The following is a 22,283-nucleotide window of genomic DNA, read 5'->3' as shown; positions in this document are numbered from 1 at the left end:
CCATCGGCACATGTGCCTGGCCAGCGAGGAACATGTCTCAAGTGGCTACGACGCCGTGGTCCTGTCGGAGGACCACCGGACACGCAAGCCCGAACCGGAGATCTTCCGGTTGGTGCTGACCCAACTCGGCCTGACGGCCGACGAGTGCGTGTTCGTGGACGACACCGAGCAGTACCTGCCCCCCGCGGCGGACCTGGGATTCGCCACCGTCCACGCCGTGGAGCGCCCGCCGCCCAGCCGGAAGGCATCCTGCGCGTCTGGTGTGCCGACGCCGCCGTCGGTTTCTCGGAGCAGTCACCGATGAATGAATTGGCGTGTCAGGACGTTCCGAGGCCGTTCAGCAGGGTGTCGACGACGACGTCCGCCGCCTGTCCGGGGCTCAGTTCGGGCAGCTGCCGGGAGACCAGGTGCATGAGCTGGGGCAGCAGCGCGCTCACCCATCCCTCCGGGAGGTCGGGGCGCAGGAGGCCTTCGTCGGTGGCGCGCCGGAGGAAGGCGTCGACCTCGCGGACGGACGCGTCGCGGCGTGCGTGAATGTTGTCGTCGGCGAGCATGCGGGCGAGGTCGACGGGCCAGGTGCGGTTGACGGCGATGATGTTCTCGACGTAGCGGTGCAGGGCGACTGCGACGGGTGCCTCCCGGAGCCGCGCGTCCTCGATGGCGTGCTCGATGGCCGTAAGGCGAGATTCGTAAATGGCCGCCAGAAGGTCCTCGCGCGAGGCGAAGCGTCGGTAGACCGTGCGCCGGTCCACACCCGCCTCGGTGGCGATGCTCGCGATGCTCGCGGCGGGGTCGGCGGCGAGCATACGTGCTCCGGTGGTCAGGACGGCTTCCAGGTTGCGCGCTGCGTCGGCTCTCACGGCCCCGAGTCTAGTGGCGAGATGTGAAGCCTGAGACATCTAACGCCTCTCGGGAGTAGAACCTTGCCTTCTAAGTGTTACAGTAATGTGACAGGACGACTGTCACGCCGCGTATCTGCTCGCGTCGACGGCGGTGACCCCCTGTGGGGCAAGCTCGGCGGCAGGTTCGGCCGCAAGCGGCTGTACCTCGCCTCTACCTCGATCTTCCTGATCGCCTAGGTGGCCTGCGGCCTGGCGCAGAACCTGCCTGAGCTGCGTGCTGCAGGGCGTGGGCGGCGGCGGCATGATCGTGCTGACCTTCGCCCTCATCGGCGACATGGCGTCGCCAGTATCGTCGGCCCCCTGCTGGGCGGCGTCTTCACCGACCAACTGTGGCGATCTGCCGGGTGTGGCCGTCCGTTGGGCCGACTGCCGCTTCGCCTTCTGGAACGCGATCACCCTGACCGAGGTCGGGGCCGACGCCGTGCTCCTGGAGAAGCGTTTGGAGCAGGCGGCGGACATCATGCGGTCCAAGAGGCAGCCGGGCTTCCTGTGGCTGTTCGAGGACCTGCTCGCGGACGACGCGCGTGCGGCACTGGAGGAGGCGGCGGGGCGCGCGGGCCTGGCGTACGCCTTCCCGGGCACCGGCATGGCCGGCGACCTGCTGCCCATCCCCGAGCCCCGCCATCCTGACCTGACGTTCGAACCAGTCACCACAGACGAACACCTGCGGGCCTACGCGGACATCAACTCGCGCGCCTACGGCCTTCCCCTCGAGGACGGCCGCGACGGCCTGGTCGGCTCCACGCTGTGGAAGCGGGAGGTGTACGCCTACCTGGCGCTGCGGGACGGCGCCCCGGTCGCCTGCGCCGCCACGGTCGAGGCCGAGGGCCGGCTCTTCGTCGTGCTCGTCGCCACCGACCCCGAACAGCAGCGCCGAGGCTACGGTGAGGCGGTGACGCGCAAGGCGCTGTACGAGGGCGCCCGCGCCACCGGACTGACCCGGGCCACCCTGCACGCAACCGTCGCCGGGGCACCCGTGTACCCGCGCATCGGCTTCGAGCCGAACTCCCCGATGCACTTCTACGGACTGAAGAGCTGAGGATGTGAGGTCACCCGTGGCTGTACCGCCCTCGACATATGTGTGTCACCCTCGCTGAGCAGAAGGCCATCGATTCCCATGCCCCATGAGCACCTCACTCACTGACCGCCGCCCTGGTCGAGGACCTCGACCAGGGCGTCTGGGCCCCGGGGCCGCTGGGCACGGGTGCCCCGGCATCGACGGGGCACCCGTCGAGCTGCCCACGCTGACGCGGACGCCCATGCCGACGGACGTCCGGGGCGCGCGGTGCGCGGCACGCTCATGACCACCTGGATGCCCCTGAGCAGGCCGTCCCGCATCCCGCAGGGCCGAGTCCTGCTGATCCGGACGCCCGCGGAGGAGGCCTGGCCGGACCTGCGCGGCGACTGGTCCGGCGTCGTCCACGCCACCGTCGCCGAGATGACGGAACTGCACGGCGGCCGACGGTGTGCTCGGCCGCGAGGTCGGCGAGCAGCGTCTCCCAGGTGCCAGTCGCGGTGCCCCCGACACCGGGCCGGAGGGCGAGGGCATGCGGGTTCACCTGCGGGCGTGCGGTTTCACCTGCCCGGGCCGCTCTCGAGTCGTGTCCCTCGCCGGGTTCGGTTCCGGCCGCTCCGCGGTCCAGAAGGTGAGTATGCGCAGGGCGTCGTGGGAGGGGCTGCCGGGTTCGGCGGTCAGGACCATCAGGCGTTGTCCGGAGTCGTCGGGGCTAGCCCAGGTGTCGCAGTCGAGGGTGAGGTCGCCGACCAGGGGGTGGCGGTAGTGCTTGGTGCCGTATCCGGCGCTGTTGACGCGGTGTTCGGCCCACCAGGTGCGGAAGTCGGCGCCCTGGACGGTCAGTTCGCCGACGAGGCGGGCGAGGTCCGGGTCGTCGGGGTGGCCGCGGCTTCCATGCGCAGTGCGGCCACCGCGTCCCGGGCGTCGTGCGCCCACTCGCGGTGCATGCCGCGGACGGCGGGGTCGCCAACATCAGGCGCAGATAGTTGCGCCGGGCTGCCGGGACGGCGAAGTCGGTGTAGAGGACGGTGGCGGCGGCGTTCCAGGCGAGGATGTCCAGGCGCTTGCCGAGCACCAGGGCGGGGGCGTGGGGGAGTTGGTCGAGAGGCGGCGCATGGCGGGACGTACCCGCTGGGCGGGGCGGCGACGGCGCGGCCGGTCGTCGGAGCGGCCGGCGAGTTCGTACAGGTAGCGCTGCTGGTCCTCGTTCAGGTGCAGGGCGCGGGCCAGGGTGGTGAGCACCGGGGTGGAGGCGCGGACGCGGCCCTGTTCGAGGCGGGTGTAGTAGTCCACGCCGATCGCGGCGAGCTGGCGACCTCCTCGCGGCGCAGTCCCGCGACCCGGCGTGTGGATTCCGTCTCCGGCAAGCCGCACTCGCGCGCATCCAGCTGCGCCCGACGGGCCCTGAGAAACCCACCGAGGCACGGGGGTCGGAGTGTGCGGCGGTGGCGTCCATTCTCCTGCGAACCGCACACGTGTGAGGTGTGCAGGTGATGTCCGGTGTCGGCCGAGGGCGGCGGGACCTGGAGTCCCGCCGCCCTTCGAGGGGTGTCAGCGGACGGTCGCGCGGGCGGCCCGCTCGATCACGTCGGCCACCAGGTGCGGGTGGGAGGCGGCGACCGAGTGAGAGGCGGCGACCTCGGTGGTGTGCGCATGGGCGCGCTTGGCCATGAAGCGCTGCACGGCGGCGGGGATGTTGAGGTCTTCGGTGGTGATGATGTCCCAGCTGGGGATGGTCTTCCAGGCGGCGCTGGTGGCCTTCTCCTCCAGCGCGGACTGGGCGATGGGACGCTGCGCGGCGGCCATCAGGGCGGCCTGCTTTGGGGGCACGTCGGCGGCGAACTGGTGATGGAACTTGTCCTGCTGGATGTACAGGTCGGTGGCGGTGGAGCCGTCGGCCTGCTGGTAGGTGACCGGGTCCAGGGCGCCGGGGAGGGTGGAGCCCGGGTACTTGTTGGTGAGCTCCAGGGCGCTCTCGCCGGGGGCGGGCAGGAAGGCGGCGACGTAGACCAGGGCCTTGACGTCGGGGTCGTTGGTGGCGGCCTGGCTGATGACGTTGCCGCCGTAGGAGTGGCCGACGAGGATCTTCGGACCCTTGACGTGGTCCAGGACCGTGCGCAGGGCGGCGGCGTCGGAGGCCGGGCCGCGTAGCGGGTTGGCGGCGGCGATGACCGGGTAACCGTCGGCGCGCAGGCGCGAGATGACGCCGTTCCAGCTGGAGCCGTCGGCGAAGGCGCCGTGTTCCAGGATGACGGTGGGCTTGGCGTGCTTGCCGGTGCCGGCGGCTGCGGCGGTCTCGGCCGCTCCGTTGGCGGTGCCGCTGAGGGCGAACGCGCCGAGCGCGAGCCCCGCCGTGGTCGCCGCGACGGCTCCCGTCACCAGCCGCTTGCGTCCACCCTTGATGCTCACCACGACAAACCCCTCTCAGGAATTTTTCCCGGTATCTACGGTGTTCCGACCTTGCCGGATTCGTCACCTCTTTGATTGGTGACGAATCTGTCATGCGGTGCGTCACCTGTCAAGATGGTGACGCCACGTGGAGGCTTCCGGTTCGCCGACGTGCGAGCCTGGAGCCTGCGCGAAAAGACGCGAACGGAAAGGTGAGGTGCCATGAGCGACGCCGAGGAGAGGGCGCTGCTGGCGGGCGGCTGCTTCTGGGGCATGCAGGAGCTGATCCGGGCCCTGCCCGGAGTGACCCACACCCGGGTCGGCTACAGCGGCGACAACGACAAGCCCAACGCCACCTACCGCGACCACGGAAAGCACGCGGAGTCGATCGAGATCACCTTCGATCCCACGGTCACCGACTACCGCGCGATCCTGGAGTACTTCTTCCAGATCCACGACCCGAGCACGAGGAACCGCCAGGGCAACGACATCGGCCTCAGCTACCGCTCCGCCATCTTCTACTTCGACGATGAGCAGCGCCGTATCGCCGAGGACACCATCGCCGACGTCGACGCCTCCGGGCTGTGGCCGGGGCCGGTGGTGACCGAGGTGGTGCCGGCCGGGCCGTTCTGGGAGGCCGAACCGGAGCACCAGGACTACCTCCAGCGCTACCCGGACGGCTACACCTGCCACTTCCCGCGCCCGAACTGGCGCCTGCCCAAGCGCGCCGAGGCCTGACACCGGATGCGGCGGGGACGGCGTCGCCCTTCCCTGCCGCACATCCGCGTGCTACTTCGCCCAGGGGTCCCGGACGATGATGCCCGCCAGCGCCGCGGCGCAGCCGGCCAGCATCCGCTCGCCCTTCTCCGGGCTCGCAACCCGGGCGCCGCCCTCCCGCCCGGAGCCGAAGTAGCTGGCGAACGCGATCGGTGTCGACAGTTCCGCTGCCAGCTCGGTCGTGAGGGCATTGACGGCGGTCATGTTCCCGCCGTGCCCGTTGACGATCAGGATGCGTGAGAAACTCGCCCGGATCACGGAGCGGCAGATGTCACGCAGCAGTGCGTGCAACGTGGGCAGGCTGAGTGTGAGGGTGCCGCCGAAGGCCATGTGATGCTCCGCGCGGCACACCTCCGCGGCCAGGAAGCAGCACCAACGCGTCCCGCGCCGCGAGGGCACGCAGCTCGGCGGCGGCCAGCGGGTTCCACTGGACTTCGCTCATCAGGTACTCCTCCTGGACGCGACCGGCGTGACCGGCGCGGTCCGTGGGGCGCCAGGTCGGTGGGGGAGCGGATCTTGGAGGCGGTCGGCGCTTGGATGTGGCCGGTGCTCAGAGGTGGTCGGCGTCGACCACGGCCTGGGCGAAAGTGGTGGGCGCTTCCTGCGGCAGGTTGTGACCGATGTTCGCGATCGTGCGGTGCAGGTAGGGGCCGGTGAAGTGGCTGCGGTACGTGGAGCCGTCGCCCGGTGCGGTGAAGGGGTCGAGGGCGGCGTCGAGAGTGACGGTGGGGACGCCGATGGGGGGCTGGGCGGCCAGCTTCTTCTCGCAGCGGTCGTAGCGTCGGTCGCCGTCGATCAGTCCGATGCGCCAGCGGTAGTTGTAGAGGACGATGGCGGCGTAGTCGGGGTTCTTGAAGGCCTCGGCGGTACGCGCGAATGTGGCGTCGTCGAACTTCCAGTTGGGGGAGACGAGGGTCCACACGTAGCGGCACAGCGCGATGCGCTTGTCCTCGTCCTCCATGGTCTTCTTGCCACGGTCGGTGGCGAAGTACCACTGGTACCACCAGTTGTGTTCGACGGCCGGCAGAGCGGGGTCCAGCTGCGCCTTGCGGTTCGTGATGAGGTAGCCGCTGGTGGAGAGCAGGGCCTTGACGCGCTCGGGCCACAGGGCGGCGATGATGTCGGCGGTCCGCGAGCCCCAGTCGAAGCCGGCGAGGACAGCCTTCTCGATCTTCAGCGCGTCCATGAACGCGATGATGTCCAGGGCGATGGCGGACTGTTCGGCGTTGCGCGGGGTGTGGCGGGACAGGAAGCGGGTGCTGCCGTGGCCGCGCAGGTAGGGGACGAGGACGCGGTAGCCGAGGTCGGCGAGGAGCGGGGCGACGTCGACGAAGCTGTGGATGTCGTAGGGCCAGCCGTGCAGGCAGATGACGACCGGGCCGTGAGCCGGGCCGGCCTCGGCGTAACCGATGTCCAGGACACCGGCCTTGACATGCTTGAGCGTGCGGAACTCGGTGTGGGTGCCGGTGGCGATGGTGGGCACCGTGGGAGCGGAAGTGCCGCTCGGCTGGTCCGAGGTGGTCGCGGCGGATGCGTTGGTCTGCAGGCCGGACAGTGAGACCGCGGCCGCGCCGGTGCCCAGGCCGACGGCCTTGCTGAAGGTACGCCTGTTGATCATGTGAAGCCCTCCGTCGTGCGCTTTCGGTGACCGGCCGGCCCCTGAAACCCTGGCATGCCATTCGTCACCTGTCAAACAGGTGACGAATGGCAGTTTCGGTGATGGGCGGGACCGGCGGCACATACTCTCGTCCGCAACGAAACCGGACACATCAGTCATGTGACGGTCAGGTACGGAGGACGACACCAGGCGTGCGGCACACCCCCTGTGTCAGTCATTCGACTGAGAAAACGCTTCTCGACCTTGCGCACTCACATCCCCTGTTCCCCCTCCAGCTTGCCGAGTGCCTCGCGGAGGGCAGGGCGCGTGCGTTCGTCGATCTCCTTGTTGGTCAGGCTGCTGGCGGCGAGGTCGGCGATTCGGGGTTCTTGCAGTGAGTGTCGTGCTGTTTTGCGTCCTTGGGTGTGGCCTTGGTGGATGCCGTGGGCGAGAGCGCCATGTATGCCGAGGTGACCGCAGCGCGGGTCAGCCAGGCGACGGCGGCCACCGGGCCGCCGTGCCGCTCGTTGGGCGTGGCCATCTGGACGACCGTCGAGCGCACCAGGGGGTGCCGGAGGACGAAGTCGCCGCTGAGCGGGTCGATGTCAAGCAGACCGCAGGCCGATGCCTCGTTGGCGTCGCGCGGTAGCGCCTGGCTTAGTTCCTCTTATGTAGAGGATCACATCCTTGCAACCACGTTAATGCGCAACTACTGCACAAAAGTGCTACATTCAAGTGGCAGTTAGCGCCTGGAAGAGAGAAAGCACATGATCACCTACGACCGGCTCTTCATCGGAGGCTCCTGGGTCGAGCCGAGCAACCCGGAGCTGCTCGACATCGCCTCCCCGCACGACCAGTCGGTGGTCGGCCGCGCCGCGCAGGCCCAGCCGGCGGACATCGACCGCGCGGTCGCCGCGGCACGCGCCTCCTTCGAGGCGGGCGAGTGGCGCCTGACCACGCCCGCGGAGCGCATCGCGGTCCTGCGTCGCTTCAACGCACTGCGCGAGGAGAACGCGGAGAAGATCGCGCACCTGATCTCGCTGGAGAACGGCTCGGCAGGCTGGTTCACCCGTGCCGGACAGCCCGGCCTGACCCGGCAGGCGAACGCCTACCTGAAGGCGGCGGAGGAGTTCGCCTGGGAGGAGACCCTCACCCCCTCCGACCCCACCTCCCCGGTGCGCAGCGTGGTGCGCCGCGAGGCGGTCGGCGTTGTCGCCGCCGTGATCCCGTGGAACTCGCCCTTCTCCTCGGCCACTTCGAAGATCATTCCGGCCCTGGTCGCCGGCAACTCCGTGGTCCTGAAGGTCTCCCCGGAGAACTCGCTGAGCATGGGCTTCCTGGCCGAACTCCTCGAACAGGTGGGCCTGCCCGAGGGCGTGATCAGCGTCCTGCCCGCGGACCGCGAGACCAGCGAGTACCTGGTGAAGCACAAGGAGATCGACAAGATTGCCTTCACCGGCTCGACCCGGGCCGGCCGCCGCATCGCCGCGATCGCGGGCGAGCAGCTCAAGCGGGTCAGCCTGGAGCTGGGCGGCAAGTCCGCCGCGATCATTCTTCCCGACGCCGACATCAAGAAGGCCGTCGCGGGCGTGAAGTTCGCCTCCCTGCTCAACAACGGCGAGTCCTGCATCGCCCAGACCCGGATCCTGGCCCCGCGCAGCCGGTACGAGGAGGTCGTGGCCGCGCTGAAGGACCTGGTGGAGTCGCTCAAGGTCGGCGACCCGAACGACCCCGACACCTTCATCGGCCCGATGATCCGCCCCGACCAGCAGGAGCGGGTGCGCAACTACATCCAGCTCGGCATCGACGAGGGCGCCCGCCTGGTCACCGGCGGCCCGCAGATCCCCGAAGGCCTGGAGAGGGGCAACTACGTCACGCCCACCGTCTTCGCCGACGTCGACAACTCCATGCGGATCGCCCAGGAGGAGATCTTCGGCCCGGTCCTGGTGGTCATCCCCTACGACGACGAGGACGACGCCGTCCGCATCGCCAACGACTCCGAGTACGGCCTCTCCGGCGGCGTCTGGTCCTCCGACGAGGAACACGCCCTGGCCGTCGCCCGCCGTGTCCGCACCGGCACCATCACCGTCAACGGCGCCTCCGTCGCCTTCGACGGCCCTTTCGGCGGCTTCAAGGCCAGCGGCATCGGCCGCGAGTACGGGGCGGTCGGCCTCGGCACCTACACCGAGTACAAGACCATCACCGTCTGACCCCAGACCGTGCGAGCGCTCCAACCCCTCGCACGACACAGAACGACCGCCGACGGCGGCAGGTGGCCCAACCACCTGCCGCCGTCGCGTCGTTCCCGCTCAAAGTGCTGTGTTGTCGACGGCCCCGGAGAAGTCCGTGCTGCGCAACCGGTCCACACTGTGACCGGCGTCACTACTTTTTGGACTTGCCGGTCCAGTCTGGCTGGCGCATGATGACTGGACCGAACAGTCCATAGTGGTCGGGGCACCTCGGCGATGCTCGCATCACCGGCAGGCTGATCGCCAGCCCTCGGCGGATGCGCATGACGTCGATGACGGACGGGCCGGGCGCTGCGGAGATCCGCACATCATTGGAAGAAGGAAGATCGATCATGGAAACTATCGAGCGCCTCAGCATCACTGAGGAACTCCGCCGCCTGATGGCCCGCTACGTCCGCTACGCGGATCACCAGCGCTGGGACGACCTGGCGAACCTGTTCACACCTGACGGCACGTTCACCCCACACAAGCCGGACGGAACGGTGTGGCTGCGTATGAACGGCCGGGACGAGATCGCCGCGACGGTCGGCTCCAGCGGCGGCCCCGGTGTCACCCTGATCCACCACCTGTTCTCTGACGAGATCGACGTCACCTCGGTGAGCACCGCCCGGGGCGTATTCGCGATGGAGGACATCGTCACCCGGCCCGAGGGTGCCGAGGTGTCCGAAACCATTCCCTTCCGGGGTATGCACGGCTTCGGCCACTACCACGCACGTTTCGTCAAGGTCGATGGTTCCTGGCGGATCGCCGAGCTCAAGCAGACCCGAGTCCGTCTGGACTTCACCGCCTGACCGCACCCCTTCGCTTCGCCCGGAGGCGGGCAACCCAACCGGCCACGGCGCGACTTCGGCCCCCGACACCTGCCTACCGAGTAACAACCTCTCTTTCATTCCCACACGAAAGCAGCATTGACATGAGCAACAGCAACAAGCCCGCCGCGCTGGAGCCGTACAACATCGACGTCCCCCAGGACGTCCTCGATGACCTCAAGGACCGCCTGAAGAAGACCCGTTTCTTCGACGACCTGGACAACGAGGAGGAGTACTACGGCATCAGCACCGCATACCTGAAGCCGCTCGTGGAGTACTGGGCGGACGGCTTCGACTGGCGTGCGCAGGAGAAGCGGCTGAACTCCTACAACCAGCACAAGGTCGAAATCGACGACACACCCGTGCACTTCGTCTACGAGCGCGGCAAGGGTCCGAACCCGATCCCGCTCATCATCAGCCCCGGATGGCCGTGGCCCGGCGAGTTCAGCTATGCGCTCATCGGCCCGCTGACGGACCCCGCCGCCCATGGTGGTGACCCGTCCATCTCGTTCGACGTCATCATCCCGGACCTGCCCGGCTTCGCCTGGTCCACCCCTGTCAGCAGGGGCGATCTGAACTACTGGAAGATCGCCGACATCCTGCACAAGCTCATGACCGAGGTGCTGGGCTACGAGAAGTACGGGGCGGCGGGTTCCGACTACGGTGCTCTGGTGACGAGTGCGCTCGGGCACAAGTACGCCGACAGCATCGTCGGCCTGCACTACGGCCACGACATGCATCCGGGGCAGTTCGCCAATGAGCGGTTCTGGGACCTGACCGACGGCAACAAGATCCCCGAGGACGCCTCGCCGGAGCTGCGGGAGGGCTTGGAGAACTTCGTCAACACGTATGCCTCGCACGTCGCTGTCCACATGCTGGACGGCTCGACCCTCACCCACGGACTGAACGACTCTCCCATCGGGATGCTCGCCTGGCTGCTGCGGCGGTGGAAGAAGTGGAGCGACAAGCGGGGCAACTTCGAGAAGGCTTTCCCCCGCGACTTCATCCTCACCCAGGCCACCATCTTCTGGGTGACGCAGTCCATCGGCACCTCGATCCGGATGTACCGCAACGCGGTGCGCCACCCCTGGGTGCCCTCCCACGACCGACAGCCCGTCGTCGAGCCGCCGGCCGGCTTCACCTTCCTGCTCGGCGACGCCTACCCGCCCGCCATCAACACCGTCGAAGAGCGCATCGCCCTCTTCGAGAACGGGCCGACGCGCAGTTCCTTCAACGTGGTCAACGCCAACGCCCACATGAAGGGCGGCCACTTCGTCCACTACGAGAACCCCGAGGCGTTCGCCTCGGACCTCGTCGAGACCTTCCGCAGGATCGGTGGCTGACCCTGCAGACGACGGGCCTCCTGTCATCGTCTTATGGCTGGCCACCGCACTGGAAGCTGGAAGTGCCGATAGCGGAGTTGGCCGACACATGTGCAGCGCCGCCACGTCGTCGGCCGCTTGACAGAGAACCTGACACGAGGATCCTCGTAACCTGTTAGAGCGGTGATGCGTGGTGAATTGTGTGCACACGTATCTCACGAGCTCCGGATCGAATGCGAGGAAACACATGATCGGCAGACGGAGACTGCCCCAGGCCATGACGGCGGCAGCGGCGACCGGAGCCGCCGGTCTCACCGGGTCGGGTCAGGCGTCGGCACACACGGACACGGCGCCGACCGGGCGGATCGCACCCGACCTGGGGCCGGTGCGTCATACCCGTACCGATGTCCTCGACATCGCGTATCACGACGTGGGACCGGCCCACGGCAAGCCCGTGATCCTCCTGCATGGCTGGCCCTTCAGCCCCGTCGGCTCCTACGCCGAGGTGGCGCCCGCGCTCGCTCGGCGCGGCTACCGCTGCTACATCCCCTACCTGCGCGGCCACGGAGAGACCCGGCTCCTCCGTGACGACACCCTTCGCTCCGGCGAGCAGGCGGCGCTCGGCGCGGACCTGATCGCCTTCATGGACGCCCTGCGTCTTCCCCGGGCCCTGTTCGCCGGATACGACTGGGGCGGGCGGGCCGGTGACGTCGCCGCGGCTCAGTGGCCGGAGCGCTGCACCGGCGTGGTCTCCGTGAACGGCTACCTCATCCAGAACCTCGCCGTCGCCCAGGAGCCGCTGGCGCCCGCGCTCGAGGAGGGGGTACTGGTACTTCTTCTACTTCCTCACTGAGCGCGGGCGGAAGGGGCTCCAACGCAACCGGGAGGACCTGGCGCGGGTCGTCTGGCACCGCAACTCGCCCCAATGGCAGTTCACCGAGGCCGAGTTCGCGCAGGCGGCGGAGCTGTGGACCAATCCGGACTACGTCGACGTCGTGATCCACAGCTACCGGCACCGCCTGTCCGCGGCCCCCGGCGATCCCCGTTACGCGGAACTGGAGAAGCGGTTGCTGGAGCAGCCGAAGATCACCGTTCCTGCCGTCACCCTGGACGGACAGGCCGACGGCGTCATCCCGCCGACCGACGGAACCGGCTACGCCGCCCACTTCTCGGGCCCTTGGAAGCACCATGTCGTCCCGGGGGCCGGACACAACCTCCCTCAGGAGCGACCCGAAGCCTTCACCGCAGCGATCCTCGAAGTCGACGCCATGCGGTGACTGATCCGCACCCCGACGTTCGTCACCGCCTTGCCGGGTGACGAATGGGAGGGCGTGCTGATAGCAGTCAAGGGCAACAACCAGGACGCCATCCACCCGCCTATTCCGTGACTACCTGCGCGCCGATGAAGCGGCCGGCCGAGCGTGGGGTGCGTTCAAGAAGCGCCTGACCCTCAGCGTGCCGGGCGGCCTGTTGGACTATGAGCAGATCAAGGCCCCAGCCACGGAAGTTCTGATGAGTGCAACCGAACGCCGGCTGGCGGGGCGGTCGGTCGGCGGCGTCTCACTCGTCCAGGCGACGGAAGAAGCCGCGGAGTTTGCTCAGCCGGTCGCGGATAGTGTGCCGGTGCAGCGGTCCGCTGCGGGCGGCCGGCCGCTCCAGCAGGCACTGCCGGTAGCGTTCGGCGTGCCGCCGCTTGAGCTCGGCGACGCAGGTCACAGCCGTGTCCTCAGCGGCCACCAGCAAAGCGAACTCGCTCAGCGTCAGCTCGGCGTTCTTTACCGTGCCGGGCCGCAGCGTCCCGGCGATCTGCTGCAGATAGTGCGGCATGGTGTCCGCCATCCTGACCGGGACGCGGGCCCACTCCTGGGCTCGCATGTCGGCGCGGTCCGGGGTGCGCCGGCACGGCAACTGGTCGGTCAACTCGCCGTGGGATAACGTCGCTTCGAGGTTGAACAGGGCAGTCGACAGGGCCATGACTCCGCGGTTGGGGATGCGGCGGGCAGCCCCCAGCAGGAGGTGGCGCCCTTCGTCCCAATCACTCTGTTGCAGTTCGTGGGCCTGCTTGCCGAACAGCGCCACGAAGTGGCCCAGCGAGTTGAACTGGGTCATGGCCACCGTGTCGGGAAAGCCGTGCGTGCGGGCCGTTTCCATGAACCGCAGGTGCAGTTCCGGCTCCGTGCGGGCAAGCACGATGCCCAGTCGCGGGCGCCGCGCGACCAGGTACCCCGCGCCCGGCCGCATCCGTCCCGTCACCGATAGCGCGGGCGCCCCAGACGAGCCAGGTGTTGGCCAGGTGGATGTAGATCCGGGTCGACTCGATGGAGCGGTGTCCTGCCTGAGCCTGTACAGCTTCCAGGGCCGTGCCTGCCTCCCGCAGGGCCCGGGACGGACCGGTTCTGGAGATGGCCGACCCGCCCTCGGATGCTTTCGGTCCGTCCGACCGTCAGTCGGTGCGTCCGCGGAAGGTACGGCGCACGTCGTCGACCCAGGCGTCGGGTACTTCCCAGAACACGAAGTGGCCTCCGCCCGGGTGTGCGGTGACGTTGACGTGGTTGAACCAGGGTGCCCGGGGGCTGCCCAGGAAGTCCTGGACCCGGTTCTCGGTGGTCACGCCAGGCGGGTTCTCGTACCCGACCAGGGTGATGCCGGTGGGTGCCTGAACGGGCGGGGTGAGGTCGTGGGACGGGGTCCACGGGTAGCGGTTGGCGTTGGCGTACATCCGCATCGATGTGCTGATCGAGTTGGTGGCCCAGTAGATCGTCGCGTTGGTGAGAATGTCGTCCTTGCTGAAGACGTTCTCGACGTTGCCGTCGTTGTCGCTCCAGTTCGTCCTTCGAGGATCCAGGCCAGCAGGCCGGCCGGGGAGTCGCTCAGCGCGTGGCCGAGGGTGCTGGAGTCGAGCATGTGCACGGCGACGTGGGCGACGAAGCGTTTCTGGAAGGAGAGGATCCCGGCGCGGATGTCCTCGGGCGTGCCCTCGGGGATCGTCTTGCCGCCGGTGAGGTCCCAGGCCCGGTCGCCGTTGAACATGTTCAGCGGGATCGGTGAGCCGACGTGGATGGCGTACAGCGATTCGTAGTACTTGTGGCCGAGCTGAGCAGTGATCATGGAACCCAGGTCGGAGCCGGTGGCTGCGTACTTCTCAGAGCCGAGGACTTCCGTCATCAGCTTGTGGAACAGGTCGGCGGCCTTCCAGAAGTTCATGTCCGGGTTGTCGGGCAGGGGCGTGGACCAGCCGAAGCCGGGCGTTGAGGGGACGATGACGTCGAACGCCTCGGCCGGGTCTCCGCCGTGGGCACCGGGATCGGCGAGCTTGTCGATGACCTTGGTGGCCATCGCGACGGTCCAGGGCCAGCCCTGGAAGAGCAGCATCGGCTTCGGATCGGGGCCGACACCGGCCCTGCGCATGAAGTGGATGGGGACGCCGTCGACTTCGACCTGGTATTGCTCGTACTGGTTGAGCTCGGCTTCTGCCTCGCGCCAGTCGTATCCGTCGATCCAGTAGTCGATCAATTCTTTCAGGTACTGACCGTCCACGCCCTAATACCAGTCGCGATTGCCGGCGTCCACGGCGTAACGGGTGCGCTGCAGACGCTCCTTGAGATCGACGAGTACCTCGTCGGGGACATGGATGGTGGTGGCGGTCAAGGGGAAGGGCTTGCTGGACATGCGGGAGTCTCTCTCGGGTGACGAGGCGTGGCCGGGGTGGCTCCGGGTCAGGGAACGATCTTGAGCCGCAGCCGGGTGAGCTCGCAGTCGGAGGCCTCGCGGTCGTGGTAGATCCGGTCCTCCATGGCCCACACACCTTGAGCAGTTGTGTCCGAGGTGAATGTGACCTCGTGCGTGAACAGGTGGTGGATGGGCTGGCCTGCCCCGACACGGCCGCCGATGGTCTTCGCGAATTCGGCGGCGGTGACTTCGTTGGCGAGTGTGCCGTCGACGTTGCGGAATCGCATGACGGCGTCGTCAGTGAAGACTCCTGCCATCTTCTGTCATGTATCCGCCCTCCATCGCCGAAATGTATCTATTGTCTAACAGATGTGTCTTGCCCGTGTACTCAGTCATACGACTGTCGGTGACACATGTGAGGGGTGGGTTGAGCCTCGGCCGCTTCCTCAGGAACTGGGTACCGGAGCGGCGCTCACCGCGGTCTGGTCCGCGCCGATGTGCATGTCCTGCGACTCGTTCTCCTGGTGGCCGGTGGGTATCAGCAGGCACGAGGTGAGTCCGACGACCGCGGCAGCGGCCAGTACCAGGAACACCGCGACCCAGCCGCCTTCGCTCGGGTATCCGTCCGCCCGCGCGGTGGAGGCGAGAATCGTCGTGACGACGGCTGCACCGACTGCACCGCCGATGGTGCGGATGTTGGCGTTCATTCCGCTCACAGCACCTGTGTGTTCGGCGGGCACGGCGTGCACGACGAGCGCCGACAGTGCGGAAAGGCCGACGCCGAATCCAATGCCGCCTATCGCCATGGCGAGAGCGATTTGCCATGGTTCGCCGTGGAAAGCCGCCAGCAACAGGAGGCCGACCACGACGGGTACGGATCCAAGGATGCGGGTGGCGAGCGGACCGGTCACGACCCCACTCGCGAACTGAGTGAGCGTCACCGGCAGGAACAGCAGGCCGGACACGGTGATCGACTCGCCGAGCCCGTACCCGGTGGCCGTGGGCACCTGGAGGAAGGACGGGACGAAGCCGAAGACCGAGTAGAGCGTGAAACCGAAGAGGAACGAAGCCAGGTTCGCCGTCCACACAGGACGCATCCGGAAGACACACATGTCGATCAAGGGGTGGCGGGACCGGTTCTCCCACCAGACCCACAGCGTCCCGACCGCGAGTGCCCCGGCGAGCAGGCCGAGCGTCCGCCCGGACAGCCATCCCCAGTCCTGGCCGAGGCTGAGCGGCAGCAGCAGGAGGACCAGAGTGCCGGCCAGGGTCACGGTGGCACCCACGTTCAGTCGTCCAGCGGCTGTGGCGCCGTTGGACCGCGGTAGGAAGAAGAACACTCCGATTACGACGAGCCCATTGGCGATGGCGGGAAGCCAGAACAGCCAGGCGACACCCAGAGAGGAGACGATGGGGCCGGCCACCAGTACCCCGAGTGCCCCGCCGACGGAGCTGACGGCGGCGATCGTGCCAACCGCGGTGCCGACCTGGCGTCGGGGCACCAGGTCGCGTACCAGGCCGAAGGCCAGAGGCAGTGTGGCACCGCCGGCGCCCCGGAGGACATGGGCGAGGACGAGCACGGGAGGCTGGTGGCGAGGGCGCCGATCACGCTGCCGAGAGCGAGCAGGGCGAGGACCGCGACGAGTACGCGGCGCTGGCCGACCTGGTCACCGACTCGTCCCAGCACGGGTGTCAGGACGGCGCTCGAGAGCAGGAAGCCGGTGAGCACCCACCTCACTCCGAGCTGGCTCGTGTGGACGTGATCGCGCAGCGCCTCCAGACCGGGGTTCACCACGGACTGGACCAGGGCGTACGAGGCCGTGGCGACCGATAGAAGCGTCAGCGAGGCCTGCGCCCCCTTCCGCGCGGAAGGGGGCGCGTCCGGGGTGCGGGGTCGGGGGAGCACTCCAAAGCAGGATTGGAGGGCATGGTCCAATGGCTCGCCAAAATCGGACCGTTAAGTCCAATCTTGCGGCCGGCCTACGCGGTCCCCGCGGTCACAGGCTGCAACGGGCTGATCGCCGCGGTCAGGGCCGCGTCGAGATAGTCCGTGCGCCCCGTCCCCTGGAGCATTACGACACCCCCCTGTACGGCCGCCAGGATGCTCCGCGCCCGTCGCCGTACGGCTTCCTCTTCGTCGGATGTAACCGCCTTCACGCCGCGTACGAGAGCTGCCTCCCATTCGTCGTAGAGAGAGGTGACGATCGAGCGGGCCTGGGGCGAGGACTTGCCCAGTTCGGCAGTCAGGCTGCCGAGGGGGCACTTCTGTCCCAGTTCCGTGTAGTGGTCGAGTACTGCCTGCCGCCATCCCTGCCAGGACTCCCACGTGGAGAGATCGCCGAGATACGGCTGCTGCGCCTCGAGGACCTGCCCTGCCTCGTACTCGGCCACGGCGGCAAGGATGTCGGCCCTGCCCTCGGGAAAGTAGTGGAACAGCTGGCTCTTGCTGGTGGCCGTGGCTGCCCGCACGTCGTCGAGCGTCGTCTCGGCGGCCCCCTTTTCCCTGGTCAGCATCGCCGCAGCGACGATGATGCGGTGTCGGGTAGCTCTGCCCTTGGCGGTCATTCCCTTGTTCATCTCACCATCATCCCACCTTTTTGGACCCTTCGGTCCACCTCTGGGATGCGCGACTGGGTTCGCCCGCCCTCACCCGGCGATCCGTCTGGCCTCACGCTCTCGGACCGCCTCCCGCAGGAGGCAGATGCCGCACACGTTGCCGTCGGCGTGACGTCCGGCCATGCCTCCGCCGAAGACACACCCCGGCTGGCAGCCCGCGTCGTCGCATGAGCAGGTAGCGCCGCCCGGATCACCCGCCACGATCACGCCCGGCCGCAGCCCGCTGGGCGCCCAGCACATTCAGCGGCGCATCGGTGGTGCTCTGTTCACCGCAGAGGAAGGCGTGCACGGCCCGTTGTTCCAGGTTCCGCGCGCAGCAACGCGGTCCGGTTCTTCAGCACCGGCCGTGTCAGCACTGGTACTCGTCCTCGACGCCAGGGACAGCGGCACCCACATCCTGCGCGGAACAGTCCATGCCCGCCGCGCAAGGCGTGCTTCCCGCTGGGAGGTCCACTGCGCACACCTCGACCTCGCCTTCCCGTAGCAAACGTGAACTGGCAGGTTGCTCGCCCCCGAGGCGGTCCTCGTGCACGCGGACACCGCACCCGCCCCGACGACCGACCGCGTCGACCTCCTCGTCACCGGCGACGCCACAGAGGTGGCTGCGGCCTGCTCGACGGCGTCCGGGCGCGCGGCATTTCCCGGTCAACCTGGCGCGACGACGTTGCCGACCGGATCACGAACCTGGGCTGGGACCAGGAGCGCTTCGAGGAGGCGCGCACGGACGGCCGGATCGATCCGCGCACGCTGACCCTCGGTCTGGCCGGGCTGCTGCCCGAGACACGCACACTCGTCACCGAGGCGGCCACTTCGTGGGCTGGCCCGCCATGTACTGGTCGGTTCCCGACCCGGCCGGCTACGTCTTCACCGGGGCCGCCTTCCAGAGCATCGGCCTCGGCTTCGCGGGCGCGCTCGGCGCGGCCGTGGTCCGACCGGACCGGACGATCGTGGTCGCACTGGGCGACGGCGGAGCGCTCATGGGCCTGCCCGGACTGGACCCTGGCCCGCACCGGACGCTCGGTGCTTGTGGTGATCTACGACGACGGCGGCTACGGCATGGAGGTCGTTCTGTTCGGCGACCGCGGTGCCGACCCCGGGTCCATGCTCTTCGGTGACACCGACTTCGCCGGGACGGCCCGTACGCTCGGCGCACGGAGCGCCACGGTGCGCTCGGCGGATGACCTCGCCTTGGTCCGCGACTGGCAGGCCCAGGGAGCCGAATGCGTCCTGCTCCTCGACTGCAAGGTGGTGCCCGGGGTCGCCCAGCAGGGTTCGTACGGATCGGGCGAAGGGTTCACACGAGCCCGCTCGACAAACCACCGTCGGCCGTCGTCTTCTGGGGGCTCAGGGCGTGGAGCAAGGCCGCCATGGCACGGTTCAGGGGGACGTCGATCCCGTGGGTCTCGGCGTGCCTGACCACGGCCCCGTTGAGCGCTTCCCATTCCAGCGCGTTGCCCGCGAGCCGGTCGTACAGCATCGACGTGCCGTTTCCCTCGCTGAACTCGCCCATGAACGCCAGCGTCTGCTCCACGTCGGCCTCGGTGAGTTCGGCCCCGACCGCGACGGCCACCGCGAGCGTCTCGCGCATGAGGCCCGCGGCCAGCTCGAGAATCATGGAGTCCTGCATCGCTTCCATACGGCGCAGGGTGAGAGCCGTCAGAGGGTTCACGGCGGCGTTGAGCATGAGTTTGCGCCAGGCGGCCGTGGTCAGATCCTTCTGCGGACGTACCTCCATCCCGCTGCCGCGGAACAGCCGCACCAGTCGTTCGGCCTCGGGCCCGGCCGGGACGTCGATGCTGTTGCCGTAGCCGAGACGGACCCGTCCCGGTGCCTGACGCTCGGCCTGGATGTACACCAGTGACGGCAGGACGGTCGTTCCGGGGGCCAGGCCGTGTACGCCGTCGGCCTGGTCGACGCCGTTCTGCAGCACGACGACGGTGGTGTCCTGGTCGCACAGCGCGGCAAGCCAGCGCGCGATGCCGACGGTGTCGAAGGACTTCACCGCCAGCAGAACCCAGTTCACCGGCTTCACATCGTGGAGATCGGTGACCACGCGTACGGGCACGCGCTCCTCGCCGTCGGAGGTCTGTATCACCAGCTCGTCGAACGGGGTCCTCGCACATAGCGAGACGTCATGTCCAGCCTTGTGCATGGCCCACGCGAACACACCTCCTACCGCTCCCGCGCCGATCACGGCCACTGATTGGCGGGCACGGCTCTCCGCAGACGTCATGAGTATCTCCATGCCTCACATACGTGTCGAGGTGCAACAGAACCTGTCGACTGTCGGCTGTGGTCGATGGCAGGTGTTTGATTCAGGCTACATGTATATGCGTTGTGGGCGGCACGGCATCGTCGGCTTCCGGGCCGGCTGGGGCGTGGGAATCGCCGTCGGCCCCGATGTTGGCGAGCCCGACATGCTGTCCGGTGAGGATGGCCAGCCCCGCCGCCGTGGGTACGCCGTCCACTTCGGCGATATACGCGCGGACGAAGGACTACCCGAGGACGACAGGCGTGTAGAGGCTGGTGATGACCGCGGGCGGGGCGCCGAACGCGGCGCCGAGGACCGCGGCAAAGGTCTCGTACTCGTCGTCCAACTGCAGCAGCATGAAGGGCTGCGCGGTGAGCGTGGCCAGCCCGTGGGCGGCGGCGAGATCGGTGATCTCCGCTCCCGGCCCGACCCCGGCAAGTGCCTCCACCGCCGTCTGGAAGGCCCCGGCGGCCTGGGAAACCACATCGTTGCCGCTCATACGTGTGAGCGTAGCGCGCGAGAAACGTGTGAGGTGTGTACGGTTTTCGACGTCGGACGCGCCCCCGTTTGAATGCGCCCGAGAAACAGAACTCTGGACTTGCTAGTCCAAGAAACTTTCCCTACGCTCGAAGACACCCGAACACACACAGACAACGATCCTGGAGGCCCTTGACATGGCTGCCACCGACAACGACACACTCGTGCGCGACTTCGTGAACACCTTCAACACACAGGATGCCGACGCCCTCGCCCCGTTCCTCGCCGACGACGTCGTCTTCACCGCCTACGGCGACTCACCGGTCAAGAGCCGCGACGCGCTCATCGCCCTGTGGAAGGGCGTCTTCGCGAACTTCGCACAGATCAAGTTCGAGACCGTGCACCAAGCGGTGAACGGTGACGTCGTCATCGCCGAACAGATCCACGGACTCGCCCTGCCCGGCGGGAAGCTCGCCCCGGTGATGAACATGGCGATCTACGAGCTCAGCGACGGCAGGATCGCGGCCTGGCGCGACTACACCAACCCCGCCTACGCATCCACCCTGCTGCAGGCCTGAGCGGACCAGTCTCTCCAATTGCACCCGCCGGTCATCCGGCGCTCGTACCGATAGAAAGAGGTGTGCGCCATGCGCGCTGTAGTAGTGGAAGAGCTGGGCGGACCGGAAGTACTCCAGCTGAAGGAATGGCCCGACCCCGAGCCAGGGCCGGGCGAACTGGTGGTGGACGTCGACTTCTCCGGTGTCAACTTCATGGACACCGGCACCCGTGCCGGATTCTCGGTGCCCGGCAACCCGCCCTTCGTCCCCGGCGTCGAGGGCGCGGGCCGGGTCACCGCCATCGGCGAGGGTGTCAGCGGCTTCGCGATCGGCGACCGGGTGGCCTGGGTCTTCGTCTACGGCAGCTACGCCGAGAGGATCGTGGTCCCCGCCGCCCAGGCCGTCCCGGTCCCGGACGACATCCCCAGCGACGTCGCCGCCGCAACGATGATGCAGGGCCTCACCGCGCACCACTTCGTCACCGAGTCCGCACCCCTGGCCGAGGGCGAGACCGCGCTCGTGCACTCCGCCGCCGGCGGTGTGGGGCGCATCGTCACCCAACTGCTCAAGCTGCGCGGGGCGTACGTGATCGGCCTGGTCTCCCGCGAGGAGAAGGTCCAGGCCGCGAAGGCGGCGGGTGCGGACGAGGTCCTCGTCTCCTCGGGTGGCGACTTCGTGGACCGGGTCAAGGACCTGACCGACGGCGAGGGCGTACACGCGGTCTTCGACGGCGGCGGTGCCACCACGTTCTGGCCCTCGATCGAGGCCCTGCGACGGGTCGGGACGCTGGTCTACTACGGCCCGCTGATCGGCGACGTCCCGACGGTGCGGCTGCTCGACCTGCCCAAGAGCATCAGGGTCACCTACGCAGTGTTCGCGGACCACATCCACAACCGGGAGCTGCTGCTCAAGCACACCGGAGACCTGTTCGACAAGATCCGCGAGGGGAAACTAAGGATCGACATCACCGAACGCTACCCGCTGGGCGCCGCCAAGCAGGCACACGCGGACATCGAATCGCGGCGTACCTCCGGCAAGCTCCTGCTCGATCCGAGCGTTTGAGCCGGCCACGGACACACCGGACAACGTCGCACGACGGCACGACGATCCCCCTGGAGAGCCCCCGGGGGAAGAACTACAGCAGGTGACATCCCGCCGGCCGGGACGAATCGATTGCGCGGAGGCCCGGCTCCCTCCGGTCGATGCCGACGCTCCGGGCCGCCTCAGACTGCGGCCAGTGCCTCGGTCGGAGGCAGCCCGGAGGCGCGTACGGCGGGGTACAGGCCCGCGGCCATGCCGACGGTGACCGCGCCCAGGAGGCCGGCGACGAGTGCGAGGGGCGGGAACACCACGGGCCAGAACTGGGACATGGAGTACCCCGCCGCGGCCACTGCTCCTAGAACGGTTCTCGCTGCGCCGCTCTAGGGCCGAGACGACCACGCTGTTGGCCACGCCCACGCCGCCCACGAGGAGGCGAGGTACGGCGTGCACCGCCTCGATTTGCGGCTCGCGGGCGGGAAGCGGCGTGGAAGCCCAGGACCACAGTCGGAAAGCGTGCCGTGGTCGGGGAGGGGAACGATCCCGAGCGGACGGTCCCAGGACCGCCCCGAGCAGGGTGGTGCGAGCGGCCAGGCAGCCCGCCCGCACGTACCTG

General features: G+C 68.3%; 24 protein-coding genes and 3 pseudogenes. 12 read left to right on the top strand and 15 right to left on the bottom strand.

The genetic code is table 11. From position 1 onward, the window contains the following. Positions 1 to 10 precede the first annotated feature (10 nt). Complete coding sequence (locus SSP24_RS02120; protein WP_373306641.1) at positions 11 to 304, top strand: HAD-IA family hydrolase; 294 nt, start codon at positions 11 to 13, stop codon at positions 302 to 304. A 13-nt stretch (positions 305 to 317) separates the two neighbouring features. Here SSP24_RS02120 and SSP24_RS02115 read toward each other — a convergent pair whose 3' ends face one another. Further along, positions 318 to 806, bottom strand: a complete 489-nt coding sequence (locus SSP24_RS02115; protein ID WP_141307119.1) for a TetR/AcrR family transcriptional regulator — start codon at positions 804 to 806, stop codon at positions 318 to 320. Between the two features lie 141 nt (positions 807 to 947). Between SSP24_RS02115 and SSP24_RS44860 the strand changes: the two genes are divergently transcribed. Both SSP24_RS44860 and SSP24_RS02105 read left to right on the top strand, forming a co-directional pair. Further along, on the top strand, positions 948 to 1,079 hold the full coding sequence (locus tag SSP24_RS44860; RefSeq protein ID WP_268255070.1) for a hypothetical protein: 132 nt from the start codon (positions 948 to 950) through the stop codon (positions 1,077 to 1,079). Between the two features lie 97 nt (positions 1,080 to 1,176). Next, positions 1,177 to 1,941, top strand: a complete 765-nt coding sequence (locus SSP24_RS02105) for a GNAT family N-acetyltransferase (RefSeq protein ID WP_229864789.1) — start codon at positions 1,177 to 1,179, stop codon at positions 1,939 to 1,941. A 516-nt stretch (positions 1,942 to 2,457) separates the two neighbouring features. Here the strand turns inward: SSP24_RS02105 and SSP24_RS44855 are convergent. Both SSP24_RS44855 and SSP24_RS02090 read right to left on the bottom strand, forming a co-directional pair. Further along, positions 2,458 to 3,392: pseudogene (locus SSP24_RS44855) on the bottom strand (helix-turn-helix domain-containing protein). 76 nt (positions 3,393 to 3,468) lie between these two features. Next, complete coding sequence (locus SSP24_RS02090) at positions 3,469 to 4,329, bottom strand: alpha/beta fold hydrolase (RefSeq protein ID WP_141306910.1); 861 nt, start codon at positions 4,327 to 4,329, stop codon at positions 3,469 to 3,471. A gap of 198 nt (positions 4,330 to 4,527) precedes the next feature. Here SSP24_RS02090 and msrA point away from each other — a divergent pair, with 198 nt between their 5' ends. Further along, positions 4,528 to 5,043, top strand: coding sequence for a peptide-methionine (S)-S-oxide reductase MsrA (msrA, locus tag SSP24_RS02085; protein ID WP_141306908.1), 516 nt, complete (start codon positions 4,528 to 4,530; stop codon positions 5,041 to 5,043). 51 nt (positions 5,044 to 5,094) lie between these two features. Here msrA and SSP24_RS02080 read toward each other — a convergent pair whose 3' ends face one another. The 3 genes from SSP24_RS02080 to SSP24_RS02070 form a co-directional block, all read right to left on the bottom strand. Next, positions 5,095 to 5,412, bottom strand: coding sequence for a creatininase family protein (locus SSP24_RS02080; protein ID WP_229864790.1), 318 nt, complete (start codon positions 5,410 to 5,412; stop codon positions 5,095 to 5,097). Between the two features lie 220 nt (positions 5,413 to 5,632). Next, positions 5,633 to 6,700: an alpha/beta fold hydrolase gene (locus tag SSP24_RS02075; RefSeq protein ID WP_141306906.1), complete on the bottom strand. Its 1,068-nt coding sequence runs from the start codon at positions 6,698 to 6,700 to the stop codon at positions 5,633 to 5,635. Between the two features lie 331 nt (positions 6,701 to 7,031). Next, positions 7,032 to 7,220, bottom strand: a complete 189-nt coding sequence (locus SSP24_RS02070; protein ID WP_141306904.1) for a hypothetical protein — start codon at positions 7,218 to 7,220, stop codon at positions 7,032 to 7,034. Between the two features lie 226 nt (positions 7,221 to 7,446). Here SSP24_RS02070 and SSP24_RS02065 point away from each other — a divergent pair, with 226 nt between their 5' ends. Next, positions 7,447 to 8,889 carry an aldehyde dehydrogenase gene (locus SSP24_RS02065; protein ID WP_141306902.1) on the top strand — a complete coding sequence of 481 codons (1,443 nt, stop codon included), beginning with the start codon at positions 7,447 to 7,449 and terminating at the stop codon, positions 8,887 to 8,889. Positions 8,890 to 9,061: 172 nt separating this feature from the next. On the opposite strand, the gene SSP24_RS02060 is transcribed toward SSP24_RS02065, so the two are convergent. After that, a complete protein-coding gene (locus SSP24_RS02060; protein WP_141306901.1) occupies positions 9,062 to 9,262 on the bottom strand; it encodes a hypothetical protein in 201 nt (66 codons plus the stop codon). On the opposite strand from SSP24_RS02060, the gene SSP24_RS02055 reads away from it, so the two are divergent. The 4 genes from SSP24_RS02055 (at position 9,261) to SSP24_RS43775 (ending at position 12,336) form a co-directional block, all read left to right on the top strand. Further along, positions 9,261 to 9,719 (top strand): nuclear transport factor 2 family protein, encoded by a 459-nt coding sequence (locus tag SSP24_RS02055; RefSeq protein WP_141306899.1) that lies wholly within the window; start codon positions 9,261 to 9,263, stop codon positions 9,717 to 9,719. The two genes, SSP24_RS02060 and SSP24_RS02055, sit on opposite strands and share 2 nt — an antisense overlap. A 122-nt stretch (positions 9,720 to 9,841) precedes the next feature. After that, positions 9,842 to 11,080: an epoxide hydrolase family protein gene (locus SSP24_RS02050; RefSeq protein ID WP_141306897.1), complete on the top strand. Its 1,239-nt coding sequence runs from the start codon at positions 9,842 to 9,844 to the stop codon at positions 11,078 to 11,080. 226 nt (positions 11,081 to 11,306) lie between these two features. Further along, entirely contained in the window at positions 11,307 to 11,912 is a 606-nt protein-coding gene (locus SSP24_RS43780) for an alpha/beta fold hydrolase (protein WP_229864791.1), read from the top strand. 142 nt (positions 11,913 to 12,054) lie between these two features. Further along, positions 12,055 to 12,336 (top strand): alpha/beta fold hydrolase, encoded by a 282-nt coding sequence (locus SSP24_RS43775; protein WP_229864792.1) that lies wholly within the window; start codon positions 12,055 to 12,057, stop codon positions 12,334 to 12,336. A 283-nt stretch (positions 12,337 to 12,619) separates the two neighbouring features. On the opposite strand, the gene SSP24_RS02035 is transcribed toward SSP24_RS43775, so the two are convergent. From SSP24_RS02035 to SSP24_RS02005, 5 genes and pseudogenes are all read right to left on the bottom strand, one after another. Beyond that, positions 12,620 to 13,300: a site-specific integrase gene (locus SSP24_RS02035; protein ID WP_218037062.1), complete on the bottom strand. Its 681-nt coding sequence runs from the start codon at positions 13,298 to 13,300 to the stop codon at positions 12,620 to 12,622. Between the two features lie 202 nt (positions 13,301 to 13,502). Next, a pseudogene (locus SSP24_RS02025) lies at positions 13,503 to 14,728 on the bottom strand (epoxide hydrolase family protein). A gap of 47 nt (positions 14,729 to 14,775) precedes the next feature. Further along, complete coding sequence (locus tag SSP24_RS02020; RefSeq protein WP_141306895.1) at positions 14,776 to 15,045, bottom strand: nuclear transport factor 2 family protein; 270 nt, start codon at positions 15,043 to 15,045, stop codon at positions 14,776 to 14,778. Positions 15,046 to 15,174: 129 nt separating this feature from the next. Further along, a pseudogene (locus tag SSP24_RS43770) lies at positions 15,175 to 16,520 on the bottom strand (MFS transporter). Between the two features lie 188 nt (positions 16,521 to 16,708). Further along, entirely contained in the window at positions 16,709 to 17,305 is a 597-nt protein-coding gene (locus SSP24_RS02005) for a TetR/AcrR family transcriptional regulator (RefSeq protein WP_167529481.1), read from the bottom strand. Positions 17,306 to 17,757: 452 nt separating this feature from the next. Between SSP24_RS02005 and SSP24_RS45070 the strand changes: the two genes are divergently transcribed. Further along, positions 17,758 to 18,459, top strand: a complete 702-nt coding sequence (locus SSP24_RS45070; RefSeq protein WP_308793811.1) for a thiamine pyrophosphate-dependent enzyme — start codon at positions 17,758 to 17,760, stop codon at positions 18,457 to 18,459. Positions 18,460 to 18,638: 179 nt separating this feature from the next. Here SSP24_RS45070 and SSP24_RS43470 read toward each other — a convergent pair whose 3' ends face one another. Together SSP24_RS43470 and SSP24_RS01990 are read right to left on the bottom strand one after the other, a co-directional pair. Continuing rightward, entirely contained in the window at positions 18,639 to 19,577 is a 939-nt protein-coding gene (locus SSP24_RS43470) for a 2-dehydropantoate 2-reductase (protein WP_218037060.1), read from the bottom strand. 262 nt (positions 19,578 to 19,839) lie between these two features. Then, positions 19,840 to 20,094 (bottom strand): hypothetical protein, encoded by a 255-nt coding sequence (locus SSP24_RS01990; RefSeq protein ID WP_229864793.1) that lies wholly within the window; start codon positions 20,092 to 20,094, stop codon positions 19,840 to 19,842. A 175-nt stretch (positions 20,095 to 20,269) separates the two neighbouring features. On the opposite strand from SSP24_RS01990, the gene SSP24_RS01985 reads away from it, so the two are divergent. Continuing rightward, positions 20,270 to 20,650, top strand: a complete 381-nt coding sequence (locus SSP24_RS01985) for a nuclear transport factor 2 family protein (RefSeq protein WP_141306887.1) — start codon at positions 20,270 to 20,272, stop codon at positions 20,648 to 20,650. Positions 20,651 to 20,719: 69 nt separating this feature from the next. Next, positions 20,720 to 21,691 carry a quinone oxidoreductase family protein gene (locus SSP24_RS01980; RefSeq protein WP_141306885.1) on the top strand — a complete coding sequence of 324 codons (972 nt, stop codon included), beginning with the start codon at positions 20,720 to 20,722 and terminating at the stop codon, positions 21,689 to 21,691. Positions 21,692 to 21,852: 161 nt separating this feature from the next. Here the strand turns inward: SSP24_RS01980 and SSP24_RS45065 are convergent, their stop codons facing one another. Beyond that, the gene (locus SSP24_RS45065; RefSeq protein ID WP_174864568.1) at positions 21,853 to 21,999 is read right to left on the bottom strand and encodes a hypothetical protein; all 147 of its coding nucleotides are present in this window, start codon (positions 21,997 to 21,999) and stop codon (positions 21,853 to 21,855) included. Positions 22,000 to 22,283 lie beyond the last annotated feature (284 nt).

This window comes from Streptomyces spinoverrucosus, from assembly GCF_006539505.1.
Lineage (GTDB): Bacteria > Actinomycetota > Actinomycetes > Streptomycetales > Streptomycetaceae > Streptomyces > Streptomyces spinoverrucosus.
The sequence above is the reverse complement of the archived record's forward strand: the minus strand, read 5'-3'. Positions and strand labels throughout refer to the sequence as shown.

Coding starts and splice junctions, on each gene's coding strand:
- SSP24_RS02120 (WP_373306641.1), top strand. CDS start 11: ATGTGCCTGGCCAGCGAGGAACATGTCTCAAGTGGCTACGACGCCGTG.
- SSP24_RS02115 (WP_141307119.1), bottom strand. CDS start 806: ATGCTCGCCGCCGACCCCGCCGCGAGCATCGCGAGCATCGCCACCGAG.
- SSP24_RS02105 (WP_229864789.1), top strand. CDS start 1,177: ATGGCGTCGCCAGTATCGTCGGCCCCCTGCTGGGCGGCGTCTTCACCG.
- msrA (WP_141306908.1), top strand. CDS start 4,528: ATGAGCGACGCCGAGGAGAGGGCGCTGCTGGCGGGCGGCTGCTTCTGG.
- SSP24_RS02080 (WP_229864790.1), bottom strand. CDS start 5,412: ATGGCCTTCGGCGGCACCCTCACACTCAGCCTGCCCACGTTGCACGCA.
- SSP24_RS02075 (WP_141306906.1), bottom strand. CDS start 6,700: ATGATCAACAGGCGTACCTTCAGCAAGGCCGTCGGCCTGGGCACCGGC.
- SSP24_RS02070 (WP_141306904.1), bottom strand. CDS start 7,220: ATGGCCACGCCCAACGAGCGGCACGGCGGCCCGGTGGCCGCCGTCGCC.
- SSP24_RS02065 (WP_141306902.1), top strand. CDS start 7,447: ATGATCACCTACGACCGGCTCTTCATCGGAGGCTCCTGGGTCGAGCCG.
- SSP24_RS02055 (WP_141306899.1), top strand. CDS start 9,261: ATGGAAACTATCGAGCGCCTCAGCATCACTGAGGAACTCCGCCGCCTG.
- SSP24_RS02060 (WP_141306901.1), bottom strand. CDS start 9,262: ATGATCGATCTTCCTTCTTCCAATGATGTGCGGATCTCCGCAGCGCCC.
- SSP24_RS02050 (WP_141306897.1), top strand. CDS start 9,842: ATGAGCAACAGCAACAAGCCCGCCGCGCTGGAGCCGTACAACATCGAC.
- SSP24_RS43780 (WP_229864791.1), top strand. CDS start 11,307: ATGATCGGCAGACGGAGACTGCCCCAGGCCATGACGGCGGCAGCGGCG.
- SSP24_RS02035 (WP_218037062.1), bottom strand. CDS start 13,300: ATGCGGCCGGGCGCGGGGTACCTGGTCGCGCGGCGCCCGCGACTGGGC.
- SSP24_RS02020 (WP_141306895.1), bottom strand. CDS start 15,045: ATGGCAGGAGTCTTCACTGACGACGCCGTCATGCGATTCCGCAACGTC.
- SSP24_RS02005 (WP_167529481.1), bottom strand. CDS start 17,305: ATGAACAAGGGAATGACCGCCAAGGGCAGAGCTACCCGACACCGCATC.
- SSP24_RS45070 (WP_308793811.1), top strand. CDS start 17,758: ATGCCCGCCGCGCAAGGCGTGCTTCCCGCTGGGAGGTCCACTGCGCAC.
- SSP24_RS43470 (WP_218037060.1), bottom strand. CDS start 19,577: ATGACGTCTGCGGAGAGCCGTGCCCGCCAATCAGTGGCCGTGATCGGC.
- SSP24_RS01990 (WP_229864793.1), bottom strand. CDS start 20,094: ATGAGCGGCAACGATGTGGTTTCCCAGGCCGCCGGGGCCTTCCAGACG.
- SSP24_RS01985 (WP_141306887.1), top strand. CDS start 20,270: ATGGCTGCCACCGACAACGACACACTCGTGCGCGACTTCGTGAACACC.
- SSP24_RS01980 (WP_141306885.1), top strand. CDS start 20,720: ATGCGCGCTGTAGTAGTGGAAGAGCTGGGCGGACCGGAAGTACTCCAG.
- SSP24_RS45065 (WP_174864568.1), bottom strand. CDS start 21,999: ATGTCCCAGTTCTGGCCCGTGGTGTTCCCGCCCCTCGCACTCGTCGCC.